This window comes from Aeromicrobium sp. CTD01-1L150 (assembly GCF_041951745.1).
Lineage (GTDB): Bacteria > Actinomycetota > Actinomycetes > Propionibacteriales > Nocardioidaceae > Aeromicrobium.
This window is the reverse complement of record NZ_CP169555.1, coordinates 2,536,205-2,550,488: the sequence shown is the minus strand read 5'-3', so window position 1 is coordinate 2,550,488 and position 14,284 is coordinate 2,536,205. Positions and strand designations below refer to the sequence as shown.

17 protein-coding genes are annotated in these 14,284 nt (G+C 68.2%); 16 read left to right on the top strand and 1 reads right to left on the bottom strand.

Features of this window, described 5'->3' with window-relative positions:
• Positions 1-13: 13 nt before the first annotated feature.
• From ACEVFP_RS12590 to ACEVFP_RS12525, 14 genes are all read left to right on the top strand, one after another.
• A complete protein-coding gene (locus tag ACEVFP_RS12590) occupies positions 14-502 on the top strand; it encodes a hypothetical protein (RefSeq protein ID WP_374999812.1) in 489 nt (162 codons plus the stop codon).
• A gap of 49 nt (positions 503-551) precedes the next feature.
• Complete coding sequence (locus ACEVFP_RS12585) at positions 552-1,202, top strand: L-threonylcarbamoyladenylate synthase (protein WP_374999811.1); 651 nt, start codon at positions 552-554, stop codon at positions 1,200-1,202.
• Positions 1,195-2,313, top strand: coding sequence for an MraY family glycosyltransferase (locus ACEVFP_RS12580; RefSeq protein WP_374999810.1), 1,119 nt, complete (start codon positions 1,195-1,197; stop codon positions 2,311-2,313). The genes ACEVFP_RS12585 and ACEVFP_RS12580 overlap by 8 nt, the downstream gene beginning before the upstream one ends.
• Positions 2,310-2,708 (top strand): hypothetical protein, encoded by a 399-nt coding sequence (locus ACEVFP_RS12575; RefSeq protein WP_374999809.1) that lies wholly within the window; start codon positions 2,310-2,312, stop codon positions 2,706-2,708. Before ACEVFP_RS12580 ends, ACEVFP_RS12575 begins: the two co-directional genes overlap by 4 nt.
• Before the next feature lie 139 nt (positions 2,709-2,847).
• Positions 2,848-3,630 carry a F0F1 ATP synthase subunit A gene (gene atpB / locus ACEVFP_RS12570; RefSeq protein WP_374999808.1) on the top strand — a complete coding sequence of 261 codons (783 nt, stop codon included), beginning with the start codon at positions 2,848-2,850 and terminating at the stop codon, positions 3,628-3,630.
• 87 nt (positions 3,631-3,717) lie between these two features.
• The gene (gene atpE / locus ACEVFP_RS12565; protein ID WP_374999807.1) at positions 3,718-3,924 is read left to right on the top strand and encodes an ATP synthase F0 subunit C; all 207 of its coding nucleotides are present in this window, start codon (positions 3,718-3,720) and stop codon (positions 3,922-3,924) included.
• Between the two features lie 32 nt (positions 3,925-3,956).
• Positions 3,957-4,496: a F0F1 ATP synthase subunit B gene (locus ACEVFP_RS12560; RefSeq protein WP_374999806.1), complete on the top strand. Its 540-nt coding sequence runs from the start codon at positions 3,957-3,959 to the stop codon at positions 4,494-4,496.
• Entirely contained in the window at positions 4,496-5,326 is an 831-nt protein-coding gene (locus ACEVFP_RS12555; RefSeq protein ID WP_374999805.1) for a F0F1 ATP synthase subunit delta, read from the top strand. Before ACEVFP_RS12560 ends, ACEVFP_RS12555 begins: the two co-directional genes overlap by 1 nt.
• 32 nt (positions 5,327-5,358) lie before the next feature.
• Positions 5,359-6,999, top strand: coding sequence for a F0F1 ATP synthase subunit alpha (atpA, locus tag ACEVFP_RS12550; protein ID WP_374999804.1), 1,641 nt, complete (start codon positions 5,359-5,361; stop codon positions 6,997-6,999).
• A gap of 3 nt (positions 7,000-7,002) precedes the next feature.
• Positions 7,003-7,992, top strand: coding sequence for a F0F1 ATP synthase subunit gamma (locus tag ACEVFP_RS12545; protein ID WP_374999803.1), 990 nt, complete (start codon positions 7,003-7,005; stop codon positions 7,990-7,992).
• Positions 7,993-7,997: 5 nt separating this feature from the next.
• Complete coding sequence (gene atpD / locus ACEVFP_RS12540; protein ID WP_374999802.1) at positions 7,998-9,455, top strand: F0F1 ATP synthase subunit beta; 1,458 nt, start codon at positions 7,998-8,000, stop codon at positions 9,453-9,455.
• Positions 9,455-9,832, top strand: a complete 378-nt coding sequence (locus ACEVFP_RS12535) for a F0F1 ATP synthase subunit epsilon (protein WP_374999801.1) — start codon at positions 9,455-9,457, stop codon at positions 9,830-9,832. The genes atpD and ACEVFP_RS12535 overlap by 1 nt, the downstream gene beginning before the upstream one ends.
• 57 nt (positions 9,833-9,889) lie before the next feature.
• Positions 9,890-10,336 carry a DUF2550 domain-containing protein gene (locus ACEVFP_RS12530; protein ID WP_374999800.1) on the top strand — a complete coding sequence of 149 codons (447 nt, stop codon included), beginning with the start codon at positions 9,890-9,892 and terminating at the stop codon, positions 10,334-10,336.
• Positions 10,337-10,460: 124 nt separating this feature from the next.
• Positions 10,461-10,628 (top strand): hypothetical protein, encoded by a 168-nt coding sequence (locus tag ACEVFP_RS12525; protein ID WP_374999799.1) that lies wholly within the window; start codon positions 10,461-10,463, stop codon positions 10,626-10,628.
• 158 nt (positions 10,629-10,786) lie between these two features.
• Here ACEVFP_RS12525 and ACEVFP_RS12520 read toward each other — a convergent pair whose 3' ends face one another.
• On the bottom strand, positions 10,787-11,371 hold the full coding sequence (locus ACEVFP_RS12520; protein WP_374999798.1) for a cob(I)yrinic acid a,c-diamide adenosyltransferase: 585 nt from the start codon (positions 11,369-11,371) through the stop codon (positions 10,787-10,789).
• 99 nt (positions 11,372-11,470) lie between these two features.
• Between ACEVFP_RS12520 and ACEVFP_RS12515 the strand changes: the two genes are divergently transcribed.
• Positions 11,471-12,073, top strand: a complete 603-nt coding sequence (locus tag ACEVFP_RS12515) for a hypothetical protein (RefSeq protein WP_374999797.1) — start codon at positions 11,471-11,473, stop codon at positions 12,071-12,073.
• Positions 12,074-12,238: 165 nt separating this feature from the next.
• Positions 12,239-14,212 (top strand): protein meaA, encoded by a 1,974-nt coding sequence (locus ACEVFP_RS12510; protein WP_374999796.1) that lies wholly within the window; start codon positions 12,239-12,241, stop codon positions 14,210-14,212.
• Positions 14,213-14,284 lie beyond the last annotated feature (72 nt).

The window sequence follows — 14,284 nt, the reverse complement described above, 5'->3', positions numbered from 1 at the left end:
TAGGGTGACAGGTATGGGCGACCTCGCGATCCACGGGGCCGCCTTCGCCTTCGGCTTCGTCTCGGCGATCTTCCCGCTGTTCAACGCCGAGGCCTACGTCGTCGGCCTCGGGACGCTCGTCCGCAGCGATGCGCGTCTTGTGGTGGCCATCATGGCGCTCACCGTCGGGACGGTGGTCGGCAAGGCCCTCGTGTTCGAGCTCGTGCGCGGCGGCTCGAAACGGTTCGGCAAGGATCCCGAGGACCGGCACGTTCCGCGGACGCGCTTCGGGGCCATGGTGCGGCGGACCGGTGACACGATGCTGACCCTCATGGACCGTCCGGTGACCGGAGCGGCCACCGTCTTCGTGTCCTCGTTGCTGGCGGTGCCTCCGCTCGCGATCGTCTCGATCGTCGCGGCGCTGTCGCGGCAGCGGTTGTGGGTCTTCCTGACGATGGTGCTGATCGGCCGGTCGATCCAGTATCTCTCGATCGCTTTCGTCATCCACCACGTGATTCCCTGACGCGGGCGCGCATGCATCCCTGGTGAGTACGGACGGCTAGGGTAGCGCCGTGAGTGCGACGTTCGACTGCTCCGACGAGGAGAGCCGCACCGCCGGCCTCGAGGCGGCCCAGCAGGCCCTCGACGACGGCGGTCTCGTGGTGCTCCCGACGGACACGGTCTACGGGATCGCGGCCGACGCATTCTCCCCGAGGGCCGTCCAGGGTCTCCTCGAGGCCAAGGGCCGTGGGCGCGACATGCCGCCGCCGGTGCTCATCGGTGCTCCCACGACGCTCGAGGCGCTCGTGGCGGAGGTGCCCACCTGGCTGCGGTCCATGACGCAGGGGCTCTGGCCGGGTCCGCTGACGATCATCTGCCGCCAGCAGGCGTCGCTCGCCTGGGACCTGGGGGAGACCCACCACACGGTGGCTGTCCGGATGCCCGATGACGAGGTGGCGCTGGGCCTGCTCAGGCGGACCGGCCCGCTCGCGGTCAGCAGCGCCAACACGACCGGTCGGCCCGCGGCCACCACGGTCGAGGCGGCCGAGGAGATGCTCGGTGATGCCGTGGCGGTCTATCTCGACGCCGGTTCCAGCCGCGGTGGTGTCGCCTCGACGATCGTGGACGTCACGGGCACCGTCCCGCGCGTCCTGCGCGACGGCCCGGTGACGCTGGAGCAGCTGCACGAGTTCAACAACACGGTGGAGCCGGCCGGTGCGTGAGTACCTCGTGGTCTTCGGCGTCGCGCTCGGCGTCACCTACCTGCTGGCCTCGATCGCCCGGATGGCCGCCATGCGCTTCGGCGCCGTCGCCAAGGTGCGCGACCGTGACGTGCACGCCATCCCCACCCCGTACTTCGGTGGTCCGGCCATGCTCGGTGGTCTGCTGGCCGCCTACCTGGTGGCCACCAACCTGCCGTTCCTGTCTCGCAACGAGGACGCTGTCTTCGGTGACGCGCGGGCCGTCATCATCGGTGGGGCGCTGATCTGTCTGGTCGGCGTCATCGACGACCTCTTCGAGCTCGACGCACTGAGCAAGTTCGCGGGACAGGTGCTCGCGGGACTGGTGGTCGTCGCCCTGGGGGTGCAGTTCCTCTACCTGCCGCTGTACAACAACTACCTCGGCCTGGACAGCGTCCAGTCGATCATCTTCACGGTGGTGCTGATCGTCGGCACTGCCAACGCGGTCAACTTCGTCGACGGCCTGGACGGGCTCGCCGCAGGCATGGTCGCCATCGGCGCCGTCGCCTTCTTCTCCTTCGCCTTCATCCTCGCGGTGGTCAATGGCGAGACCCGTGCCATCGCGGCTGCTCTGCTGACGGCGGCGCTCGCGGGGGCGTGCCTGGGCATCCTGCCGCACAACTTCTTCCCGGCCCGCATGTTCATCGGTGACTCGGGCTCGATGTTGATCGGCTTCGTGCTGGCCTGTTCCTCCATCAGCCTCACCGGCCAGTTCCCGGCCACCAGCCTGTCGGAGGGTATCGGTGGTGACGCGAGCTTCCTGGCGGTCCTGCTGCCGTTGTTCTTGCCGTTCGCCATCTTGATGGTGCCGTTCGTGGACCTGGCGCTGGCCGTCGTGCGTCGTACGCGCGCGGGACGCTCGCCGTTCAGCCCGGACAAGATGCACATCCACCACCGGCTGCTGGAGATCGGCCACTCGCACCGTCGTGCCGTGCTGCTGATGTACGCTGCCGCCGGACTCGTGGCCTTCGGCAGCGTGGTGGTGAGCCTGTTCAGCGGTTGGACCTCGTTCATCGGGTTCGTCGTGCTGGCGCTCGTCACGGCGGCTGCCGTCTTCCTGTTGCCGCGGCTGGACGAGAAGGTGTGGTCATGATCCTGCGCGCGGTCGTGCTGCCGGTGGGCGTCGTGGCGCTGGTGTGCGCGGCGGTGGCCGCCGTGCTGGTCGGTTCCGACGGTGCACTGGGGGCGGTGCTCGGCGGGTTGCTCGTGGTGCTGTTCCTGGCGTCCAGTCCCTGGATGCTCGGCCCGGTGGCACGGCGCAGCCCTGTGCTGTCGATGCCGTTCGCGCTCGCGCTGTTCGCCACCAAGATCGTCGCGGCGGTCGTCGTGGTCTACGTCCTGCTGGACCCTGAGGGCGCCGGCCGTCACGTCGATGCGCGCAGCATCGGCGTCACCGTCGTGGTGTCCTCGCTGTCCTGCACGAGCCTGCAGATCCGGGCCTTTTTGCGGAACCGGACACCCACGTACGACCTCGACAACTCCGGGTGAAACACGCCTGATAGCGTGACTGCGTCGCCCCCCGGAGGCTTCGCCCGGCGGAGCTGGTGGGGCACGCAATGACGCTGGCCGTATGCCCGGAGCGCGACGTGAGTCGTCAGCGACCGCGCCATGAGACAAAGGTGACCGAGTGACCCTCGCCTCGACCCTCGCTGCTGTGTCGGGCCCCCCGAGCCCGGGCCCCGCGGACTTCAACCTGCCGGCCATCGCGCTCGGCGTGACCAAGCCGATGGTCCTGGTGGTGCTCTCGGCCGTCGTGATCTTCGTGGTGTACCGCGCGATGTCGCGCCCGGCCGCAGTGGTCCCCGGCCGGCTGCAGTTCGCCGGCGAGCTCTCCTACGACTTCGTCAAGGGCATCGCCCGAGACAACATCGGCGGCCAGGAGTACAAGAAGTACCTGCCCTATCTCTTCGCCACGTTCCTGTTCATCCTGCTGAACAACCTCTACGGCATCATCCCGTTCCTGCAGTTCCCGACGATGTCGCGGTTCGGTTTCCCGGTCGCCCTCGCGGGCCTGGCATGGGTCATCTACAACGTCGCCGGCATCATGAAGCACGGGTTCTTCGGCTACCTCAAGCACACCACCGTGCCCGGCGGGACCTCCGGCCCGATCCTGATCATCATGGTCCCGCTGGAGTTCTTCTCCAACATCCTGGTGCGCCCGTTCACGCTGGCGCTGCGACTCTTCGCCACGATGTTCGCCGGGCACCTGCTGATCGTGCTGTTCTCCCTCGGTGCGCAGTACCTGATCTTCAACTCCGGCAACGCGCTCTACATCGTGCCGGGCATCCTGTCCTTCGTGGCCGGCATCGCCATCAGCTTCCTGGACATGCTGATCATGTTCCTGCAGGCCTACGTCTTCACCCTCCTGAGTGCCATGTACATCGGCGGCGCGATCGCCGACGAGCACTGAGCGCTCGACCACAGCAGTCACCGACCCACAACTTCATAGACACCATCCGCGACGCAGATCCCCTGCGTCACGACGAAAGGAAATGCCGTGGAAGGCAGCCTCAACCTGATCGGACTCGGCGCGGCCGCGATCGGTCCCGGTATTGGTATCGGTCTCATCTTCGCCGCGTTCGTGACCGGCGTCGCCCGTCAGCCCGAGGCGGAGGGCCGACTCCGCACCATCGCACTACTCGGCTTCGTGCTCTGTGAGCAGCTGTTCGTCATCACCGTCGGCCTCGCGTTCGTCTTCGGCTGATCCATCCCGCGACCTCCTGAGAGAAGTCCTCTATGCACACCACACTCGTAGCCGCGGCTGAGGGGGAAGACCTCAACCCCCTCATCCCGCACGGGGCCGAGATCGTCCTCGGTCTGGTTGTCTTCGGCATCCTCTTCCTGCTGATCAAGAAGTACATCGTCCCGGCCTTCGAGCAGGCGTACGCCGATCGCACGGCCGCGATCGAGGGCGGGATCGAGAAGGCGGAGAAGGCCCAGAAGGAGGCCGAGGCCGCGCTGGAGAAGTACACGGCGCAGCTCGCCGATGCGCGGCACGAGGCCGCTCGCATCCGCGAGGAGGCCAAGGAGCAGGGCGCTCAGATCGTCGCGGAGATGCGGGCCCAGGCCAAGGAGGAGGCCGGCCGGATCACCTCCACGGCCCATGCCCAGGTGGAGGCCGAACGATCGCAGGTGCTCGCCCAGCTCAAGTCCGAGGTCGGCGCGATGGCCACGGACCTGGCCGGTCGCATCGTCGGGGAGTCGCTCGAGGACGATGACCGCCAGCGTCGCACGGTCGAGCGCTTCATCGCCGAGCTCGAGGAGTCCCCGAACTGATGAGCCCCCAAGCGACCGGTACCGCGTTGCGCGGAATCTCGGCGGCCTCCCAGAAGGACGTCCTGCAGGCAGTGGAGTCGGTCGACCCCGCCTCCGCTGCGCGCCTGGGCGCCGAGCTCTTCTCCGTCGTCGGGGTGCTCGACGGTGCCGCCGCCCTGCGGAGGGTGCTGACCGATCCGTCCACCGAGCTCGAGGCCAAGCAGGGCCTGGCACAGTCGGTCCTGGGGGGCAAGGTCTCCGAGGAGACCATCACGGTGGTCAAGGTCGCCGCGCGTGGCCGTTGGGCCGCCGGTCGAGACTTCGTGGATGGCCTCGAGACGGCTGGTGTGGCCGCGCTCGTGGCCTCCGTCGATGCCGAGGGACGCCTCGATGAGCTCGAGACCGAGCTGTTCGAGGTCGGCCGCACGATCGCCTCTGACGGCGAGCTGCGCGGGGTCGTCTCGGACCGCTCGATCCCGCGCGAGCACAAGCTCACGTTGCTGGACCGCCTGTTCGAGGGCAAGGTCCTGCCGCAGACGCTGGAGCTGGTGCGCCAGGCCGCAGCGGCCCGTACCGGCTCCTTCGAGCGAGTCCTCGAACGCTTCGGTGAGACCGCGGCCGCGCGACGCCAGCGCCTCGTCGCCCTCGTCCGGGTGGCCTACCAGCTCGGCGACGACGAGCAGCAGCGTCTCACCTCGGCGCTCGCGGGCAAGTACGGCCGCGACGTCCACCTCAACATCGTCGTCGACCCCTCGGTCGTCGGAGGCATCGTCGTCTCCGTCGGTGACGAGGTCGTCGACGGCACCATGTCCAGTCGCCTCGAGACCGCCCGCCGGCGCCTCGCAGGCTGAAGCACGAACCGGAACAGAAGGCAGGCACAGACATGACGGAACTCTCCATCCGTCCGGAGGAGATCCGCGACGCGCTCCAGCAGTTCGTGTCGGACTACTCCCCGAGCGCCAACAAGACCGAGGAGGTCGGCCTCGTGGCCGATGCCTCCGACGGCATCGCCCACGTCGAGGGACTGCCCTCGACGATGGCCAACGAGCTCCTGGAGTTCGAGGACGGCACGCTCGGCCTCGCACTCAACCTCGACGTCCGCGAGATCGGCGTCGTCATCCTCGGTGACTTCTCCGGGATCGAGGAGGGCCAGACGGTCCGCCGGACCGGTGAGGTCCTCTCGGTCCCTGTCGGCGACGGCTACCTCGGCCGCGTCGTCGACCCGCTCGGCGAGCCCATCGACGGCCTCGGCGACATCGAGACCGAGAGCCGCCGCGCGCTGGAGCTGCAGGCTCCCTCGGTGATGCAGCGCAAGAGCGTGCACGAGCCGCTGCTGACCGGCATGAAGGCGATCGACTCCCTCACCCCGATCGGCCGCGGACAGCGTCAGCTGATCATCGGCGACCGCCAGACCGGTAAGACCGCGATTGCGATCGACACGATCATCAACCAGAAGGAGTTCTGGGAGAGCGGCGATCCCGAGAAGCAGGTCCGCTGCATCTACGTCGGTATCGGCCAGAAGGGCTCCACGATCGCCGCTGTGCGCGGTGCGCTGGAGGATGCCGGTGCGCTGGAGTACACCACCATCGTGGCGGCACCGGCTTCGGACTCCGCGGGCTTCAAGTACCTCGCGCCGTACACGGGCTCGGCCATCGGCCAGCACTGGATGTACCAGAGCAAGCACGTCCTGATCATCTTCGACGACCTCTCCAAGCAGGCCGAGGCATACCGCGCCGTCTCGCTGCTGCTGCGCCGCCCGCCGGGCCGAGAGGCCTACCCCGGGGACGTCTTCTACCTGCACAGCCGTCTGCTGGAGCGCTGCGCGAAGCTCAGCGACGAGCTGGGCGCTGGTTCGATGACGGGTCTGCCGATCATCGAGACCAAGGCCAATGACGTCTCGGCCTACATCCCGACCAACGTCATCTCCATCACCGACGGTCAGATCTTCTTGCAGTCCGACCTGTTCAACGCCAACCAGCGCCCCGCTGTCGACGTCGGCATCTCGGTCTCGCGGGTCGGCGGTGCGGCGATGCCCAAGTCGATGCGCGCCGTCACCGGCTCGCTCAAGGTCGAGCTGGCGCAGTACCGCGCCATGGAGGCGTTCGCGATGTTCGCCTCCGACCTCGACGCGGCCTCCAAGGCCCAGCTGGCTCGTGGACAGCGCCTCATGGAGCTGTTCAAGCAGGGGCAGTACAAGCCGTTCCCGGTCGAACAGCAGGTGGTCTCCATCTGGGCGGCCACGACCGGCAAGCTCGACCCGGTGCCCGTGCAGGACGTCAACCGCTTCGAGGAGGAGTTCCTCGAGTACGTGATGCGCTCGCACAGCGGCATCTTCGACGCCATCCGTGAGTCCGGGAAGTTCGAGGACGACACCGCCTCGTCCTTGGAGCAGGCCTACGACTCCTTCCTGGATCAGTTCGAGACCAGCGAGGGCGAGCGGATCAAGGTCGGCCACGAGGAGTTCGAGGCTCTTGACGACGAGGACGTCGAGCAGGAGCAGATCGTCAAGCAGAAGCGGGGCTGACCCATGGCTGTCTCCCTCCGTGAGTACCGCGCGAAGATCAGGTCGACCCAGTCGATGAAGAAGATCACGCGTGCCATGGAGCTGATCGCCGCCTCGCGGATCATCAAGGCCCAGCAGCACGCGGCGGCGGCCACGCCGTACGCCCGTGAGCTGACTCGGGCGGTCTCGGCGGTGGCGACCTTCTCCGGCGTCGACCACCCGCTCACCACCGAGAAGGAGAACCCGACCAAGGCTGCGGTGCTGATCATCTCCAGCGACCGTGGCCTGGCCGGCGCCTACTCCGCGAACGTCCTCAAGGAGGCAGAGCGGCTCAGCGAGAAGTTGCGTGCTGAGGGCAAGGAGGTCGACTTCTACCTGACCGGACGCAAGTCCGAGACGTACTTCGCGTTCCGTCAGCGTGACTTCGTCACTGCCTGGACCGGCTTCTCCGACCGTCCCGAGTACGCCAACGCGCGGGAGATCGGTGACATGCTCACAGCGGCCTTCCGTGCCGATGAGGACCAGGCGGGGGCGCCGGGTCGTGGGCGGCAGGACGGCACCGTCGAGCAGGACTCCGACCTCGGCGCGCCCGACATCGACCCGTCTCGTGCGGTCGATGAGCTGCACATCGTGTTCACGCGGTTCAGGTCGATGCTCTCGCAGGAGCCGGACGTCATCCGGCTGCTCCCGCTGGAGGTCGTCGAGGGCACCGAGGAGCCCGGGGAGGGCGACCTGCTCCCGCTGTATGAGTTCGAACCCTCCACCGAGGAGGTGCTGGATGCGCTGCTGCCCAAGTACGTCAACAGCCGCATCTACTTCTGCCTGCTACAGGCTGCCGCATCGGAGCTCGCGGCCCGGCAGAAGGCGATGAAGTCCGCGACCGACAACGCACAGGACCTCATCGAGAAGTACACCCGCATTGCCAACCAGGCCCGCCAGGCCGGGATTACCCAGGAGATCAGCGAGATCGTGGGCGGCGTCGAGGCGCTGTCCAGCTCCGCTGGGAATGAGTGAGAGACATGACTGCAACCGCCGAAGAGAAGTCCACCACGCCTGGCGCGCCCGTCACTGGTCGCGTCGCCCGAGTCATCGGTCCCGTGCTCGACATCGAGTTCCCCTCCGATGCGATGCCGGAGATCTACAACGCCCTGAAGGTCGACACGACCTTCGGTGGCGAGACCGAGACGCTGACGCTGGAGGTCGCGCAGCACATCGGTGACGGCCTGGTCCGTGCGATCAGCCTGCGTCCCACCGACGGCGTCGTGCGCGGCACGACCGTCATCGACACCGGCGCTCCGATCACGGTCCCGGTCGGCGACGCGACGCTCGGCAAGGTCTTCAACACCACCGGTGACGTCATGAACCTCGCCGAGGGCGAGACCTTCGAGGTCGACGAACGCTGGGGCATCCACCGCAAGGCACCGGCGTTCGACAAGCTGGAGTCCAAGACGGAGATGTTCCAGACGGGCATCAAGGTCATCGACCTGCTGACGCCATACGTGCTCGGCGGAAAGATTGGCCTGTTCGGTGGTGCCGGTGTCGGCAAGACGGTGCTGATCCAGGAGATGATCGCCCGCGTCGCCAAGGACCACGAGGGCGTCTCGGTGTTCGCCGGCGTCGGCGAGCGCACCCGTGAGGGCAATGACCTCATCGAGGAGATGGAGGAGTCCGGCGTCCTCGACAAGGTCGCGCTGGTCTTCGGCCAGATGGATGAGCCGCCGGGAGCACGTCTGCGTGTCGCGCTGTCGGCCCTGACGATGGCCGAGTACTTCCGAGACGTCCAGAACCAGGACGTGCTGCTGTTCATCGACAACATCTTCCGGTTCACCCAGGCCGGCTCGGAGGTCTCCACGCTGCTGGGCCGCATGCCCTCGGCCGTCGGCTACCAGCCGACCCTGGCCGACGAGATGGGTGTGCTGCAGGAGCGCATCACCTCCACGCGAGGGCACTCCATCACCTCGATGCAGGCCATCTACGTGCCCGCCGACGACTACACGGACCCGGCCCCGGCCACCACGTTCGCCCACCTGGACGCCACCACCGAGCTCAACCGTGAGATCGCCTCGATGGGCATCTACCCGGCCGTGGACCCGCTGACGTCGACGTCGCGCATCCTGGACCCGCGCTACATCGCCGAGGACCACTACGCGACGGCCAACCGGGTCAAGGGGATCCTGCAGCGCAACAAGGAGCTGCAGGACATCATCGCGATCCTCGGTGTGGACGAGCTCAGCGAGGAGGACAAGACGATCGTCTCCCGCGCGCGTCGCATCGAGCGCTTCCTGAGCCAGAACACCTACGTCGCCAAGCAGTTCACGGGCATCGAGGGCTCCACGGTCCCTCTCGATGAGACGATCGACGCCTTCACCAAGCTGTGCGACGGCGAGTACGACCACGTGGCCGAGCAGGCCTTCTTCATGTGCGGCGGTCTTGAGGACGTCGACGCGAAGTGGGCCGAGATCCAGAAGAACTCCTGATGGCGTCGAACGGCACACTGCGCGTCGAGCTCGTCGCGGCCGACCGGGTGGTCTGGTCCGGCGAGGCGACGCAGATCGCCGCGCGCACGTCCGAGGGCGACCTCGGTGTGCTCGTGGACCACGCACCGGTGCTGTCGGTGCTCGTCCCCGGTGTGGTGACCATCCACTCCGAGGGCGAGGTGGTCGCGGCCGTCGTCGAGGAGGGCTTCCTCTCGGTTGCCGAGAACCGGGTCTCGATCCTCAGCGAGGATGCCTTCCTGGTCGATGAGCTGGACCCGGCGGCCGTGAAGGCCGAGCTGGAACAGGCGCGCGCCGATGAGGACGAGGCCGCGGTACGTCGTGCCGAGGCGAAGCTGCGCGGGACCGAGCTGGCCTGACTCGAACCCGCCGCCGCAGGACGAGCCCCGAGGGCGAGTCCGGAAAGGGAGGACACAGTGCCGTGGTGGTGGTGGGTCATCGACGCGCTCGCGCTCGTCGTGGTGCTCACGCTCGCCACGCTGGTCGCCCTGGCCATGCGGCGCCGTGTCCTGACGCGACGCGGTGGAACGTTCGACATGAGCATCAACCGTCGTAGCGGTGCCACGGCGGCCGGCTGGACCCTCGGCGTCGCCGTGTATGGCGCGGACACGCTCGACTGGTACCGGACGTTCTCCGCGCGGTTGCGCCCCCGCTACCGGTTCGTGCGCGGGGAGGTGCACGTGGAGGGCCGTCGCGTGCCCCAGGGCGCCGAGGCGCACGCCGTCCACGCCGGGCACGTCGTCGTCTCCACCAGCAACGCGACCGACGTCAAGCAGCTCTCCATGACGCCCGAGGCGCTCACCGGGCTCCTGGCGTGGCTGGAGTCCGCCCCACCGGGCCGCAGCGTCAACACGGTCCTGTGATTCGACTGCGACGACGGGCAGGCCGGCCCTGGACGAGCCATTGACGCGGGACCCCGCCGCCCGCGAGAATCATCGTGCAGCGTTCCGCCCCCGAGGACCGCTGCCCGACTGAGGGAGAGAACCCATGGTGAAACGCATCGTCGCAGCCGTCTTCGCCTCGGCTGTGGTGTTGATGCCGATGTCGGCACCGGCTACCGCCGCGGAGAAGGCACCCAGCAGCAAGGCGATCGACTGGGAGGCACCCGGCAAGAGCGGTGGCCTGGCCAGCACGTTCGCGATCGACTGGGACTGATCCCACCCATGATGCGACCCCGGCCCACGGGCCGGGGTCGCATCATGTCGCGGTGAGAGCGATGCGGACCCGCTCCGCTCCCCGCTGTGCTGTGGGGCGGACCCGCTCCGCTCTCCGCTGTGTTGTGGGGCGGACCCGCTCCGCTCTCCGCTGTGCGCTCAGGCGGACCCGCTCCGCTCTCCGCCGGGCACCCAGAGGACGTCGCCGTGCTCGACGTTGGCGCAGCGGCCCAGGATGAACAGCAGGTCGCTCAACCGGTTGAGGTACTTCGCGGTGAGGACGTTCATCGTCTCCCCGTGCTCATCGATCGCCGCCCAGGCCGAGCGCTCAGCACGGCGCGTCACCGTGCGTGCCACGTGCAGGGCCGAGGCCGAGCGCGTGCCGCCGGGAAGGATGAAGCTGCGCAGCTTCTCGACCCGGTCGTTGAACTCATCGCACCACGCCTCGAGGCGCTCCACGTAGTCCGGCTCCACGCGCAACGGCGGATGCTCGGGGTTCTCCACCACCGGTGCGCCGAGATCAGCCCCGACGTCGAAGAGGTCGTTCTGGACGTGCCGCAGCACCCGGCTCACGTCGTCGGGAAGCTCCTCGAAGGCCAGAGCCATGCCGATCTGGCTGTTGGCCTCATCGACGTCGGCGTAGGCCGTGAGCCGCAGGTCGTTCTTGGACGTCCGGCTGAAGTCGACCAGGTTCGTCGTGCCGTCGTCCCCGGTGCGCGTGTAGATGCGTGTCAGATTGACCATGACGCGAGTCTAGGGCGCCCTTGTGTGCGTCCAGTGCGTGCGTTAGGCAGGAGCGGACGGGGGACAGCCCCCTGTGTGAACAAGGAGGCGACCAGCACGATGAAGCGTCATGCATGGGCAGCGGCCGGGCTCGGCGCGCTCGTATCCACCCTGGCGTTCACCCCGGCCCTCGCCGGGTCCGGACACGGCGAGCACGACGGTCACGACGGTCACGATCGCGCCGGACACTGGCCGCAGGAGATCGACTTCAAGGACGCCACGAGGTTCACCGGCGAGGTCACGGACCTGGACACCTCCACCGACGCGCCGACCGACGGTGTCGAGGCCACGGCGATCATCGCTCGCGGGGTGGACGGATCGATCGCCGGGTTGAAGCTCAGAGGTTTCGAGGAGGAGGCATCGGGCACCCAGTTCGGTGCGCACGTCCACACCGGCCCCTGCGTCGAGGACGAGCCCGAGACGGCAGGGCCGCACTACAACCATGACGTGGCGACCGGCCGTGAGCCCGTCCGCGTCGATCGCAGCACGGAGGTCTGGTTCGACCTCGTGGTCAGCGACGGGGGGACTGCCGGCGACGGAGCCATCGTGCCTTTCGTCGTCCCAGAACCACAGGACGGGGCGGCCTCGATCGTGCTCCACGAGGAGCCCACCGACCACGATGGTGAGGCCGGCGGTCGCAGCGCATGCATCCCTCTGGACTGATGCACACGCTCCCCAGCAGACCCTGCCACCCTGCACGAGCGGGCCAGACAGGGTGGCACGGACGGGTCGGGGTCCGCGACGAGCCGGCCGTGTGGACCCACCCGTCGGCGCGTGATGGGTCACAGCGCGCGCCAGGTCACGTGACGGCGAGGTAGCCTGACAGGTATGCCTGATCGTCCCTGGATGATGCGAACCTACGCCGGCCACAGCTCGGCCGCCGAGTCCAACGCGCTGTACCGCAAGAACCTCGCGAAGGGCCAGACCGGACTGTCGGTGGCCTTCGACCTGCCCACCCAGACCGGCTACGACCCGGACCACGTGCTCTCGCGCGGTGAGGTCGGCAAGGTCGGGGTGCCGATTCCCCACCTCGGGGCGATGCGGCGTCTCTTCCAGGACATCCCGCTGTCGGAGATGAACACCTCCATGACGATCAACGCGACGGCCATGTGGCTGTTCGCGATGTACCAGGTGGCCGCCGAGGAGCAGGGCGCCGGCCCGCAGACCCTGGCCGGGACGACGCAGAACGACATCATCAAGGAGTACCTGTCGCGCGGGACGTACGTCTTCCCGCCCGAGGCGTCCCTGCGTCTGACGACGGACATGATCGCCTACACGGTGACCAACGTCCCCCAGTGGAACCCGCTCAACATCTGCAGCTACCACCTGCAGGAGGCCGGCGCGACCCCCACGCAGGAGCTGGCCTACGCGCTGTCCACCGCCATCGCCGTGCTGGACGCGGTCAAGGACTCCGGCCAGGTCGACGAGGCCGACTTCGAGAAGGTCGTCGGCCGCATCTCCTTCTTCGTCAACGCCGGCGTGCGCTTCGTCGAGGAGACCTGCAAGATGCGGGCCTTCGGCCAGATGTGGGAGACGATCACCCGCGAGCGGTACGGTGTCTCGGACCCCAAGATGCGCCGGTTCCGCTACGGCGTCCAGGTCAACTCGCTCGGGCTCACGGAGGCTCAGCCGGAGAACAACGTCCAGCGCATCGTGCTGGAGATGCTCGGTGTGACCTTGAGCAAGAGCGCGCGCGCCCGCGCCGTCCAGCTCCCGGCGTGGAACGAGGCGCTCGGACTGCCGCGTCCGTGGGACCAGCAGTGGTCACTGCGGCTGCAGCAGGTGCTCGCCTTCGAGTCAGACCTGCTGGAGTACGAGGACATCTTCGACGGCTCGCACGTCATCGAGGCCAAGGTTGCCGAGCTCATCGAGGGCGCCCAGGCCGAGATCGACCGCGTGCAGGCCATGGGCGGCGCCGTGGCAGCCGTCGAGTCCGGCTACATGAAGTCCGAGCTCGTCGCCTCGCACGCTGAGCGTCGTGCTCGCATCGAGGACGGCGAGATCAAGGTCGTCGGGGTCAACTCCTACCTCGAGACCGAGCCCTCGCCCCTGACCGAGGACCTGGACGCCGCGATCATGGCGGCCGACCCGCAGGCCGAGGCCAACGCCGTGGCCGACGTCCAGGCGTGGCGCGAGCAGCGTGACGACGCCGAGGTCGAGCAGGCGCTGGACCGGCTGCGGGCCGAGTCCAAGACGGACGCCAACCTCATGGAGGCCACGCTCGCGGCGGTTCGCGCCGGTGCCACGGTGGGGGAGTGGGCCGAGGCCCTGCGTGAGGTCTTCGGCGAGTACCGCGCTCCCACGGGCGTCTCCGGTGCTGCTGGCGTCGCCGAGGCCGGTGGTGAGCTGCGGGCCGTGCGCGAGAAGGTCCGAGGCATCGGCGAGCAGCTCGGCACCAGGTTGCGGCTGTTGGTCGGCAAGCCGGGCCTCGACGGTCATTCCAACGGTGCCGAGCAGATCGCCGTGCGTGCCCGCGACGCGGGGTTCGAGGTCATCTACCAGGGCATCCGGCTCACGCCGGAGCAGATCGTGGCAGCCGCCGTCGCCGAGGACGTGCACTGCGTCGGCCTGTCGATCCTGTCCGGCTCCCACATGGAGCTGGTGCCGGACGTCCAGCGTCGCTTGATCGAGGCCGACATGGGCGAGGTGCCCATCATCGTCGGTGGCATCATCCCCGACTCCGACGGTCGCCGGCTCGAGGAGCAGGGGATCGCGGCGGTGTTCACGCCCAAGGACTTCGGCATGACCGACATCATGGGTCGCATCGCCGATGAGATCGCCCGCGCGAACGGGCTGTCCTGAACCACCCAGCCAAGGCTGACCACAGTTCGGTCAGCCAGTCCTTGCTGGAACGCCGGGGAAAACCGCTCTAGT